This is a genomic window from Sphingomonas sp. GW821-FHT03E12, assembly GCF_059420685.1.
This window is the reverse complement of record NZ_JBWKUF010000003.1, coordinates 190,179-202,827: the sequence shown is the minus strand read 5'-3', so window position 1 is coordinate 202,827 and position 12,649 is coordinate 190,179. Positions and strand designations below refer to the sequence as shown.

Below are 12,649 nucleotides of genomic sequence, written 5' to 3'. Positions count from 1 at the left end.
GTCAGAATTTGAACCGTGCGCCGAACTGGACGCGCCGGTCGACACGGTTCCAGGCCGAGTCGATGAACTTGGGCGCAGCGCCCGGCGTCTGCGGCGAGTCCCCGAACACCTGCTGCTGGTACACGGTGGTGGTGTTCAGCAAGTTGGATCCCTCGATCGAAAGCTCGAGGAACCGGGTCGGCGAGACACGGAGCGACGCATCGAGGAACCCGGCCGCCTTCTGGAACACCGGGAGGCCGATGCAGCAGTCGAGATTTTGCGTCAGGTAGCGCGACCGCCAGTTATACGCGACGCGCAGGCCGATCGGTCCCTTCTCATACAGCGCCACCGCGTTGAACGTATGGTCCGAAATCCCGGCGAGGCGCTTGGAGTCGATCACGAAACCGGTACCGCCCAGCGCCTGCTGCCCCGCACCGAACGCCCCGATATCACCGCTCGACGATGCGGTGATCAGGTTCGAGTTCTTGATCCCCGACTGATGGACATAGGTATAGTTGAGCTGCGTGCCGAGACCACTCAGCCAGCCGGGCAGGAAGTCGAAGAAGGTCTGGTAACCCACTTCAACGCCCATCAGCCTGCCGCCATTCTTGACGTTGCTCGGCCCGTTGATCTGGACGGTCTGGGTCGAAGTGCCATTGGGAATGGTGCGCAGGAACTGGCCATAGGAAATGGCATTGTGCAGTTGCTTGTAGAACACGCCGATCGTCAGCGACGTGCTCGGCCCCATATAGCGTTCGAACGACAGATCGAACTGGTGTGCGCTCAGTGGCTTCAACGCCGCGTTGCCCGAATTCGCCGAGAAGACGAAGTTGTAGCCCACGACATTGGCCGCGGTCTTGGGTGCGGTCGGCGAGTTGAAGATGATGTAGGGCGAGTCCGGCGTCGTGTTGATCATCAGGTTGTTGATCGCCAGCGAATTGCGCAACAGACCGATGTCGGGCCGCGACATCGCCTTGGAATAGGCGAAGCGGATGAAGTTCTTGTCATCCAGCCCGAACCGCACGTTGAAGCTCGGCAACCAGTCCGTCCGTGACGACTGGAAGGTATCGCCTGTGGCAGCACCATTGGCATAGGCGCGGATCGCTGGCGTCAGGTAGCAGCTGATGTTGACGATGTTGTTGCCTGACAACGGCGTACCGCAAGCCGGCAGCCCGTCGAAGATGTTCGCCGCCGGGAAGGCGATGCTGCCGATGCTGTCCTCTTCGGTACGCACCACACGGACGCCGACATTGCCCGCCACCGTGATCCCGCCGAAGATGGTCTTGTCGGGCCCGCCGAAGCGCAGCATCGCATAGGCCGCCTTGGTCTTCTCGCGGACCTGCATCACCTCACCCGGGGTGAAGCAATCGTCCACCGTCGCCTCGGCGCGGTCGCAGATCGCGGTATAGCCGGTGCCGAGCGGCGAGTTGGTCGCCGCGCCGCTCAGCGACGAGATCAGCTTGGGAAAGTTCTGGAGCGTCGCTCGATTGAGATAGACCAGCGGCCCGTTGGGGTAGGACTGGCCGTCATAGAAATCGCCCAGGCTCGCCGATTCCCAGATACCCGCGCCATAGCCCTTGAACGGCGCATGCCCCGCGTTGCCCCCGCAATTGCCGGTGCCGGTCGGATAGGCACCGCCCGTGGTGTTGTCGATGTTGAAGCCCGGTCCGTTGCAGTTCCAGTTCTGCGCGATCGCGGTCCAGTTGAAGGTCGAGTAGCGCACCTTCTGGCGGCGGTTGGCATAGCGCACGCCGACCTTGAGCGAGTCGAGCCAGCCGCCATCGGCGAATTCATACTCCGCGTCGGTGCGGAAGGCGAATTCCTGCGCGTCATTGTCCTCGACATGGCCCTGGATGAAGGGAAGCCAGTAATTGTGCGGATTGGCGAGCCCGCCCGCCGCATAATTGACGTTGCTGCCCGGCAGCAGTTCGACCCGTGGCGTGCCGTCCTTGTTCACGCTGTACTGCATGTTCGCCATCGAGCCGGTCGCGACCAGGATGTCGTTATTGTAGGTCGATGCGTCGATGAACTGCACGTCGGCGCTCAAGTGGAGCCGGTCGGTCGGATCCCATTTGATATTCGCCGAAAGGTCGCTCGTGCCTTCCTTGTGCGCGAAATTGCGCGCCTCGTTCTGGAAATAGAGACCGTTGCGGGGGTTGGCCCCGCACACGCCTGCGCCACAATAGTTGACGAAGGGCATGCCGGGCACCGCGGAGCCCGCGTTGATCGCCGCCTGCACGCTCTCGAACGTGCCGCTGAAGCTGCCGTGCGGCTGGGTCAGCAGGCCCGACTGCAGCATGCCGTTCGACCCGAAGGTCAGCCCGCTACTGCCAGCAAGGACGGATCCAGAACGCGGATTGAATGCCCGCGTGCCGAAATAGTTGCCGTCGAAGACGGTGTGGCTGGCACGCTCGAGCCAGGCATTGGTGTAGTGCGAGTCGATATACTGCACCACCGCCTTGAGCGTGCCCGAATTATTCTCGAACTGGGCCGCGCCGGCGATACCACGGCGTTTGCGGTCATAATCGACCTGCGAATAGCGGATGCCGTCCGGCGCATAGGCCCAGCTGGTGCCGCCGAACGGGTTGGCAGTGCACGGGATGGTGCCGTCGGCCGACACGATCGCACGATCCGCCGTGCCGAAGCCGGCGGTGCAATAGGTGTCGATCTTGTCCATGATGACGCTTTCGGTGCGCGTCACCACATGACTCTCGGCATAGTTGCCGAGGATACCGAAGCGGCCGATCCCGGTCTCGACCGAGTAGCTGATCAGGCCCGAGAATTCGTGCGTCCAGCGCTCCGAACGATCACCATAGTTCGCCTTCACGCTGCCGGTCAGCAACAGCCCCTTCTGGTCGAGCGGCAGGCGGGTGCGCAGGTTGACCGTGCCCGCGATCCCGCCCTCGATCATCTCGGCGGTCTGGTTCTTATAGGCATCGACGCCTGCCAGCAGTTCCGGCGACACGTCGTTGAACTGGAGGCCGCGCGCGGAGTCCGCGGAGAAGCTGTCGCGGCCGTTGAACTCGGTGCGGACCTGGGTGAGGCCGCGGATCAGCACGCTGGTCGGCTCACCCGACGGGTGCGTGCTGTCGTCGGCGGACTGAAGCCGGCCGACGGTGATGCCCGGCACGCGCTGAAGCGCTTCAGCGGCCGACTTGTCGGGGAAGGCACCGATATCGGTCGCAGTGATCGAATCGACGAAGGTGTCGGCGTTCTTCTTGATGTTCTGCGCCGTGGCGAGTGCGGCACGAACCCCGATGACAACGATGTCGGCGTTCGACGCGTCTTCTTGCGGCGTGCCGTCCGCGGGCGCCTGCTGCGCGGTCGATGCGCTGTCCTGAGCCTGTGCGGCCCCTGCCATTGCGATGATTGCAAGCGCCGCCAGCGATACGCCACCGCGCAAAGCGGCATGACAGCCGCGGCCCCAGTCCGTTCCCTTCATCCCCATCCTCCCCATGACCGCCCCATCGGAGTCGGCCCGTTCTGATCAGCGGGACCGGGCGCATGCGCAGCACCGCCCCTCTGACTTGCGTAACTTTGCGTAAACTGCGCAAAGAGGCAAGCAGAAATTTGCAGAGCACTCCGGATCGTGCGAATGGCCCATATTATTACTATTTTACAAATATATATATGACGTCATGGCTGATGACGCAGCCTGAATCATGCGACGAAACTCGAATACACGTTGCACATAATGCAAATATTTGCATAGATAGCGCCATGCGGAACCGCTCCCCCATGCGCGCCGACTCGGGCGGCGCAAGGATCGCGTCAGGCAGCGCAGCGTTTGGGAATGGTGAAGCTGGCGAGCGCCGCCAGCCCCAGGGACGCGGCGGAGAGCAGCAACGCCGCAATCGCCTGGCCATGGAAGACCTGCCCGATCAGCGGCCCCAATATGGTTGCGGCGACGAGCTGGGGCAGCACCAGGAACATGTTGTGGATGCCCATATAGACCCCGGCCTTGCCCGGCGGCACCGCGCTCGCGACCATCGCATAGGGAATCGACAGGATCGACGCCCAGGCACAGCCAAGACCCAGCGCGCAAAGCCACAGCATCCGTGGATCGTCGATCACCGCGAAACCGAGCATCGCGGCGGCTCCGGCGAGCAGGCAGAAGGCATGGGTCGCGCGCCGCCCGATCCGCGACGCGACCAGCGGCAGCAGGAAGGCGCCCAGCGCCGCGACCCCGTTATAGCCCGCGAACAGGATACCCACCCAGTCCGCTGCCGCGTGATAGGCGGGCAGCGTGGGATCGGCGGTGCCGTAATGGCGCTCCGCGACCGCGGGCGTCGCGTAGATCCACATCGCGAACAGCCCGAACCAGGTGAAGAACTGCACGATCGCCAGCCGCGCGAGCAGCTTCGGCATGTGCAGGATATCCTCGACGATCTCGAGCATGCCCAGCGATTGCCGGCCACGGCGGCGCAGCCACACCGCGGCGAGCTGGGCAAGACCGAAGACGACCGCCATCGCCGCAAGCAGATAGATTTCGCGCTTGCCCCCGGCGAGCCATGCGGCCAGCGCCACACCCGCCCCGCCGATCAGCCAGATGACGCCCCTGCGCGCCAGCGCCGCCGCACCCGCCGCGGTCGGGATCATATGCGCATCGATACGACCGGGATCGGCACGGCCCGGACGTTCGGACGTGGTCAGTACCGACCAGCCTACCGCCAGGAACAGGCAGGTCCCGCCGATGTAGAAGGCCGCACGCACCGACATCGGCAACACGCCGGGCTCGGCATGTGCGCTCACCCCGAACCAGTTGGTGAGCATCCATGGCAAGGCGGAGGCGAACACCGCGCCAAGGCCGATGAAGAACACCTGCATCGCGAAGCCGGTGGTGCGCCGCCCCTCGGGCAGCTTGTCGGCGACCAGCGAGCGGAACGGCTCCATCGCAACGTTGATCGACGCGGTGAGCAGCCACAGCAACAGGCTCGCGCCCCACAGGGTCTGCGCATTGGGCATCGCGAAGAGCGCCAGCGCGGCGAGCGTCGCGCCCGCGAAGATATAGGGACGGCGGCGGCCGAACCGCCCCGCGGTACGATCGCTCAGATGCCCGATCAGCGGCTGTATCAGCAGCCCCGCTGCCGGCCCGGCGATCCACAGGATCGCCAGTTCGTCGATGTTCGCGCCCAGCGTCTGGAAGATGCGGCTCGTGTTGACGTTCTGGAGGCCCCAGACGATCTGCACCCCGAACAGGCCGAGGCACATGTTCCAGATCTGCACGAAGCGCATGGGTGGAGGACCGGCGGCATCCGCCCCGGCATGATCCCCCCGCGCCTCTCCCCTTCCTTGCAAACTCACACTTTCGGTGCGTTAACCCCGGCGGTGCCGGCGAAGAGGTCAATTTGAGGCGAATGAACCACACGGGCAACAACAATACGACGCTCGAGGATCTGGCGCGGCTCGCCGGCGTCTCGATCTCGACCGTCTCGCGCGCGCTCAACGATCATCCGTTGATCAGCGCGCGGACCAAGCAGCGCATCTGGGCGCTGGCGCGGGATCATGAATATCCCTTCCGCCGCCACATGCCCGCCGCGCCGATCGGGGCGGAAGGATCGATCGCGATCGTGACGCCGCACATGCGCGGCGGCCCGCTGCCGCTCTCGCACCCCTTCTTCCTCGAGCTGCTCGCCAATATCGGCGAGGCGGCGCGCGCGCGCGGCTGCGACTTCACCGTCAGCCACACTGCGCCGACCGACTATGACGACCTCGTCTCGGTCGTCACCACCAGCCGCGCGAGCGGGGTCATCTTCCTCGGCCAGAGCATGCTGCATGAGGAATTCAACCGCCTTGCCGAGACCAATGCCCGGTTCGTGGTGTGGGGCGCGCGCATGCCCGGACAGGCCTATGGCAGCGTCGGATCGGACAATCTGCTCGGCGGCCGCCGCGCGACGCTTCACCTGGCGCGGCTGGGGCGCAAGAAGATCCTGTTCCTCGGCGGCAGCGATCCCGAGGCCGAGCAGCGCCGCCGCGGCTATCTGGAAGGGCTCAAGGAAAGCGGGCTCGAGGTCGATCCCAAGCTTTCAGCCCAGGTCGAGTTCGAGCTCGAATCCGCCGAAGCCGCCGTCACCCGCCTGTTGCGACGCCATATCGCGTTCGACGGCATCATCGCCGCCAGCGACCTGATCGCGCTCGGTGCGATCCGAGCGCTGCGCCGCGCCGGGCTGTCGGTGCCGAACGACGTGTCGGTGGTGGGCTATGACGACATGCTGCTCGCACGGCTCAGCACCCCCGCGCTGAGCACGATCCGGCAGAATACGCAGGAAGCGGGGCGCAAGCTCGTCTCGCGCGTGCTCGACCCCAATCCCGACCACCAGCCCGAATATCTGCCAACCGACCTGATCGTCCGCGAATCCTGCGGCGCCTAACTCGACCGCGTCGGATCAGTCACCGGATCGAGTTCGCGCGCGTCGGGCGCACGCGCATCGGGCAGCGATCCGGTCTGGCGCTCGATCCGGCGATGCACGACCGGCTCATAGCCCTCGATCTCGAGCGCGCGGATCGCCGCGCTGTTCGTCGCATCGGCATTGGTGCGCCGCTGGTTATGGCGGACATAGTCGATCCAGGTCGGCACATGATAGCGTTCGACCCACAGATCGGGCTCGCCCAGGTCGCGCAGCAGGGTCCAGGCGAGCGCGCCGTCGCGGCGGCGGATGCGGCGCCGCTCGCTCATCACGCGCAGGAATTCGGGGACGTTGGCCGCCGCGATCCGGTGTTCGATCGTGATGACGATAGGCCCGCTGCGGGGCTCGACGGGGATCGCGGTCTCAGGCTCCTGCCAGCCATCGCGCGGATCGAGGTCGAATTGGTTGATCGCCGGAACGCGATAGCGCAGTCCGGCAAGGATGCTGACCAGCAGCACGCTGCCCGCTGCGATCAGCGCCGCAGGCAGCCCGCGCTGCTCGACGATCGTGCCGAACGCCCAGCTCCCGCCCGCCATCCCGCCGAACGCAGCCATCTGATAGAGCGCGATCGCGCGCGCCACGACCCAGCGGGGCGACGCCATCTGGACGCTGACGTTGAAGGTCGACAGCGCGGCGACCCACCCTGACCCGCCCAGCACCAGCGCGAACAGGGTCAGGACCAGTCCCGGATCGAGCGCGATCAGCACAGCGCCGCCGCCCAGCATCAGTGACGCGACCCGCACCAGCGCTTCGGTCGACAGCAGCGTGCGCAGCCGCCGGCTGCCGATCGCGCCCAGCACCGCGCCTGCGCCGAACCCGCCGAGCAGCAGGCCGTAGGTCAGCGCTCCACCGCCCACGAGGTCACGCGCGATCAGCGGCATCAGCGCGGGTAACGCACTCGCGCCGAACCCGAACAGCGCCGCGCGCGCCAGCACCACGCGGATATTGGGCGACAGGCGCACATAGCGGATGCCCGCCGCCATCGCGACGCCCAGCCGTTCGCGCGGCAACCGCCGGGGCGGCAGGCCCGGCTTCCAGCGGAACAACACCGCGATCAGCCCGATATAGCTCAGCGCGTTGACCAGGAACGCCGCTGCGGCGCCCGCCACCGCGACGATCGCGCCGCCCAGCGCCGGCCCGGCGCTGCGGGCGATGTTGAACCCCATGCTGTTGAACGCCACCGCATCGGGCAGCACCGGGCGGGGCACCATATCCCCCACCGACGCCTGCCAGGCCGGGCCGTTGATCGCGGTGCCGCAGCCGATCAGGAAGGTGAAGATCAGCAGCGACCAGGGCGTGATCAGCCCGGCCCAGGTCAAGGCCGCCAGCGCCGCCGAGACGACCAGCATGAACGACTGGGCGGCCAGCATCACGCGGCGGCGGTCGAGATTGTCGGCGACCGCACCCGCCCAGAGCGAAAGCAGCATGATCGGCAGCGTCGTCGAGGCCTGAACCAGCGCGATCATCTGCGCCGACGCGCCAAGGCCGATCATCATCCATGAGGCGCCGACCGACTGGATGAGCCCGCCGAAGTTCGAGAAGAGGCTCGCCATCCATACCGACCGGAACAGCGGGATGGCGAACGGACTCGGGTGACTCGGCGGCATGGAAAGCATCCATGCCGGACCCGGCCGGGCGATCCAACAGGCAACACGCTTCAGGCTACCGGCAGGCGGCCTTTATCTGCGCTCCTACGCTCCGCCGGCGCGCAGCAATCCCTCCAGCATCGCCTTGAACGCCGGGATCGCGCGGCGCGAGGTTTCTGCCGGATCGGGGGCGTTGGCGATCCACATCGCCGCATCGGTCGATGCGCCGGAGATCATCCGCGCCGCTGCCTCGGGATCGATCTCGCTGCGCACCACGCCATCGGCCTGCAATTGCTCGATATGGCGGCGGATCGATGCGATGCAGGCGAGCGCACCCGGCCAGTTGGCGGGGTCGCCCAGCACCGCGGGGCCGTCGCGCAGCATGATCCGCTGCACCTCGGGCTCCAGCGCAAGCTCGATATAGCCGATATTCTCCGCTACCAGCCCGTCCCAGCGGGTCGGCGCCGCCGCGGTGACCGCTGCCAGCCGCCCGGCCATCTCCGCATCGATCTCAGCGATCACGGCTTCCAGCAGCCCCTGCTTGCCGCCGAAATGATGATAGAGCGCCCCGCGCGTCAGGCCCGCCGCGGCGGTCAACTCATCCATGGACGCCTCGGCATAGCCTTGCTCGCCGAACGCCTTGCGCGCCGCGGCGATCAGCTTGGCGCGGGTTTCGGCGATCATTTCCGGACGCGATCTGCGCGACATCTCACCCTCAGATTTTTTCCCGAGCAATGCATTGACATACGCAACGTATGTCACCACTTCACTCGCATACGGACCGTATGTAAGCTGTCAGGGCCTGCATTTCCAGTCCGGGAGATCAAGGCCATGTTCGGTTCGTATCGCGAGATTTTCCGTGCCCCGGGGACCAAGGGATTTGCCGCCGCCGGCTTCGTCGCCCGCCTGCCGATCGCGATGGCGCCGATCGGGATCGTGACGATGATGGCGCAATCGGGCACCGGCTATTGGCTGGCCGGCGCGGTCGCGGCTACCTTCACGCTGACCAACGCCTTCATGGCGCCGCAGATCTCGCGGCTGGTCGATCGCTATGGGCAGAGCCGGCTGCTGGTCCCGGCCACCGCGATCGCTGTCGCTGCGTTTACCCTGCTGATGCTCGCCACCCGCCTCGACTGGCCGGTCTGGACCCTCTTCGCCTCGGCCCTCGCCGCAGCCGCGATGCCCAGCATGCCCGCGATGGTTCGCGCACGCTGGACCGAGATATTCCGCGACAAGCCCGAGCTCAACACCGCCTTCGCCTTTGAATCGGTCGCGGACGAGCTGGTTTACATCGCCGGTGCCTCGCTCTCGGTCGGGCTCAGCGTCGCGCTGTTCCCCGAAGCGGGCGTACTGGTCTCGACCCTGTTGCTCGCCATCGGAATGACCGCCTTCGTCCTACAGCGCGCCACCGAGCCCAAGGTGCGCGTAAACGAGAACAGCGCACATCGCTCGGCGATCTTCCTGCGGCCGGTCCAGTTCGTGACCCTTGCGCTGATCTTCGTGGGGTCGATCTTCGCCACCGCCGAAGTCACTACCGTCGCGCTGACCCGCGATTTCGGAGAGCCGGGTGCGGCCAGCCTGGTGATCGGCGTCTATGCGCTCGGTTCGTTCGTCGTCGGCCTGATCCTCGGCGCGCTCAACCTGCGCTTCCCGCTCCACCGCCAGCTGCTCGTCGTGCTCGGCGTGCTGCTCCTCACCACCCTGCCGCTGCTGCTGGTCGGGAGCGTGACCGCGCTTGCCATCGCGATCTTCATCAGCGGCGTTGCGGTCTCGCCGACCTTCATCACCGCCTTCGGACTGGTCGAGCGTCGCGTCCCGCCCGAGGTGCTGACCGAGGGCGTGACCTGGGTGATGACCGGCATCGGTATCGGCATGGCGCTGGGCGCGTTCGTCGCCGGCTGGGTGGTCGACAAGTTCGGCGCACAGAACGGCTTCTGGGTCTCGGTCGCCGCTGCGGTGCTGGCGCTGCTCGTCACCGCGCTCGGTCAACGCGCGCTCGGTGGCAGCCGGGAGGCCGGCGCGGTGCCCGAAGACGCGGCGCTCGCCAGCGAACAGCCCGCCTGAGGCGCCGGGCCGCGCCGCCTATTTGGCTGGCGCGGCGGCCTTTGCCTTGGCGGGATTTTCCTCGTCGAAGAATTCGAACAGATCGCTGGTGACCACCGTCCACCAATCGAGGCTGTCCGCAAACGACTCACGCGTCCCGCCCAGCGCGGTGATGTCCATATAGGTCGAAAAGTCGCCGTCCTTGTCGATCGCCGCCTTGATGAAGCGCTTCTTCGCGTTCCACTTGTCGGTCAGCGCCGCATTGTACCAGGGCTCTTTCTTGTACCATGCGAAGAACTGGATCGACGTGCATTTCACCGCCTTCTCGCATCCGTAGAACTCGATGCTGAAGTTGGATCCGTTGGCGGCGCTGTTGATATAGGGTTCGCCGTTGTCGCGGGCCTTGAGCTCGGCCTTGTAGCCCAGATCCTGGACCAGCTTCGCGACCTTGGCGGGATCGGTGAGATCGACCGGAGTCGGCGCCTGCTGCGCCTGCGCATTCGCCGTGAACGCGGCCAGCGCCGCTCCGAACCAGATCATGTTGCGCACGATTATTCCCCTGAATTGAGGGCCTTCTACAGCGCAAACCCTGCCCAGAGGCAAGGGGTCATCCGCACCACTGGATCATCGCGCCCAGCAACACGTCCGGCCCCGCCGCCTGCCACAGCCACCAGCCCCCGGCGAGCACCAGCGCGAGCGCGATCAGGCCGAGCGCCTTCACGCCGCAGCCTCACGCAGCCGCGGCACGGGCCGGTCGGGGATCGGCGCGTGGACGATCGCCGCCATGAAGCCGAGCGCGACCGACGCCGTCCAGATGCTGTCATAGCTGCCCGTCAGGTCGAACATCAGCCCTGCGCTCCACGCGCCGAAGAAGCTGCCGACCTGATGGCTCAGAAAGACGATGCCATAGAGCGTCGAGAGATAGCGGATGCCGAAGATCTGCCCGATCAGCCCGCTGGTCAGCGGCACCGTGCCGAGCCACAGGAACCCCATCGCCGCGGCAAAGGCGAGCGCGGTGAACGGCGTCAGCGGCAGCGCGAGAAAGGCGATCATCACCACGCTGCGCGCGGCATAGAGCCCGCTCAGCAGATATTTCTTGCTGCGCTTGTCGCCCCAGATGCCGAAGAGATACGAGCCGAAGATGTTGAACAGCCCGACCAGCGCCAGCGCATTGGCGCCGATCGACAGACCCAGCCCCTTATCGGCGAGGTAGGCGGGAAAGTGCGTCGCGATGAACGCAATGTGGAATCCGCAGACGAAGAAGCCGGCGTTGAGCAGCCAGAAACCGCGATTTGCCGTCGCCTCGCGCAACGCCTCACCCAGCGTCTGGCTCGGCGCGTCGCCCGTGGCCGCCACAGTGGCAGGCTTGCCCGCCACGCCGATCGCCAGCACGAACATCACCGCGACAATCCCGGCCATCGCGACCAGCGCCATGCGCCAGCCGAGTTCGCCGATCAGCAACTGCCCGGTCGGCACCAGCAGGAACTGGCCAAGCGATCCGCCCGCGGTGACGATGCCGAACGCCATGCTTCGCTTCTCGGCCGGAACCGCCCGGCCGACCGCGCCCAGCACGACGACGAAGGTGGTCGCCGACAGCGCCATGCCGACCAGCACGCCGAACGAAAGGTGGAGCCCGATGGCATTGGTCGCCAGCGACGCGCCGATCAGCCCGACGATATAGACGAACGTCCCCACCGCGACGACGCGTCCGGCCCCGTGCTTGTCGCCGAGCGCCCCGACAATGGGCTGAACGAGACCGAACAACAGGTTCTGAAGCGCAAGGGCAAGGCCGAAGCTCGACCGGCCGATGCCTAGCCCCGCGCTCATGTCGGGCAGGAACAGGCCGAACGCCTGGCGCACGCCCATCGCGATGGTGACGATGATCGCCGCGGCAGCGATGACGATGGATGCGCGCTTCATATGATACCCCCTGCCAGCGGACAGGCGCCCTATATCGTGCATCACCCGCGACTTTCCATGCTCTATGCGTTTTGAAATGAAATCTTTCCAAGCCGCCTTTGCTGGTGCAGCTTCACGCGATTGATTTCGGGGGAGGATAATCGATGCACGCACAGATTCTGGGACCGGTGATTGCGCTGGTCGGCTGGTCGCTCGTGATGTGGGTATGGCTCTACGCGCGCCGCATCCCGGCGATGCGCGCGGCGAAGATCGATGTCGGCAAGCTGACCGGGGGCACCGGCAAGGACCTCAAGCAGATCATCCCGGCACAAAGCCAGTGGCCGGCCGACAATTACAACCACCTGATGGAACAGCCGACGATCTTCTACGCGGTCGCACTGACGCTCGCACTGATGGGTCAGGGCGATGGCTTCAACGCCCAGATCGCCTGGGCCTATGTCGTCCTGCGCATCATCCACAGCCTGGTGCAGGCGACGGTCAACCGCGTCATGGTGCGCTTCGCGCTGTTCACGCTGGCGACGATCCCGCTGGTCATGCTCACCGTCCACGCCGCAATGGCGTTCTGGGGTGTGAGCCTGCATTGAAGTAGCTCCTCCCCCACCGGGGGAGGTGGCATCGCGAAGCGATGACGGAGGGGTCGCCGCGCAGACGGCGGTGTACCACCGCCGCCCCTCCACCATCCGCTCCGCGGATGGTCCCCCTCCCCTGAGCAAG

At 66.1% G+C, this 12,649-nt stretch carries 9 protein-coding genes; 3 read left to right on the top strand and 6 right to left on the bottom strand.

The genetic code is table 11. The annotated features are described in order from the left end of the window. Position 1: 1 nt before the first annotated feature. Both AC07TU_RS10500 and AC07TU_RS10495 read right to left on the bottom strand, forming a co-directional pair. Positions 2 to 3,421: a TonB-dependent receptor gene (locus AC07TU_RS10500; protein ID WP_495187856.1), complete on the bottom strand. Its 3,420-nt coding sequence runs from the start codon at positions 3,419 to 3,421 to the stop codon at positions 2 to 4. Positions 3,422 to 3,750: 329 nt separating this feature from the next. Further along, a complete protein-coding gene (locus AC07TU_RS10495; RefSeq protein ID WP_495187855.1) occupies positions 3,751 to 5,214 on the bottom strand; it encodes an MFS transporter in 1,464 nt (487 codons plus the stop codon). A 122-nt stretch (positions 5,215 to 5,336) separates the two neighbouring features. Between AC07TU_RS10495 and AC07TU_RS10490 the strand changes: the two genes are divergently transcribed. Then, a complete protein-coding gene (locus tag AC07TU_RS10490; RefSeq protein ID WP_495187854.1) occupies positions 5,337 to 6,350 on the top strand; it encodes a LacI family DNA-binding transcriptional regulator in 1,014 nt (337 codons plus the stop codon). On the opposite strand, the gene AC07TU_RS10485 is transcribed toward AC07TU_RS10490, so the two are convergent. Both AC07TU_RS10485 and AC07TU_RS10480 read right to left on the bottom strand, forming a co-directional pair. Then, on the bottom strand, positions 6,347 to 8,002 hold the full coding sequence (locus AC07TU_RS10485; protein WP_495187853.1) for an MFS transporter: 1,656 nt from the start codon (positions 8,000 to 8,002) through the stop codon (positions 6,347 to 6,349). The genes AC07TU_RS10490 and AC07TU_RS10485 overlap by 4 nt on opposite strands. Before the next feature lie 75 nt (positions 8,003 to 8,077). Continuing rightward, on the bottom strand, positions 8,078 to 8,656 hold the full coding sequence (locus AC07TU_RS10480) for a TetR/AcrR family transcriptional regulator (RefSeq protein WP_495187852.1): 579 nt from the start codon (positions 8,654 to 8,656) through the stop codon (positions 8,078 to 8,080). A gap of 147 nt (positions 8,657 to 8,803) precedes the next feature. Here AC07TU_RS10480 and AC07TU_RS10475 point away from each other — a divergent pair, with 147 nt between their 5' ends. Next, complete coding sequence (locus AC07TU_RS10475; protein WP_495187851.1) at positions 8,804 to 10,036, top strand: MFS transporter; 1,233 nt, start codon at positions 8,804 to 8,806, stop codon at positions 10,034 to 10,036. 18 nt (positions 10,037 to 10,054) lie between these two features. On the opposite strand, the gene AC07TU_RS10470 is transcribed toward AC07TU_RS10475, so the two are convergent. Both AC07TU_RS10470 and AC07TU_RS10465 read right to left on the bottom strand, forming a co-directional pair. Further along, positions 10,055 to 10,555 (bottom strand): YbjN domain-containing protein, encoded by a 501-nt coding sequence (locus AC07TU_RS10470; protein ID WP_495187850.1) that lies wholly within the window; start codon positions 10,553 to 10,555, stop codon positions 10,055 to 10,057. A gap of 177 nt (positions 10,556 to 10,732) precedes the next feature. Then, entirely contained in the window at positions 10,733 to 11,935 is a 1,203-nt protein-coding gene (locus AC07TU_RS10465) for an MFS transporter (protein ID WP_495187849.1), read from the bottom strand. Between the two features lie 143 nt (positions 11,936 to 12,078). Between AC07TU_RS10465 and AC07TU_RS10460 the strand changes: the two genes are divergently transcribed. Further along, a complete protein-coding gene (locus AC07TU_RS10460; protein ID WP_495187848.1) occupies positions 12,079 to 12,519 on the top strand; it encodes an MAPEG family protein in 441 nt (146 codons plus the stop codon). The last annotated feature ends 130 nt before the right edge of the window (positions 12,520 to 12,649 follow it).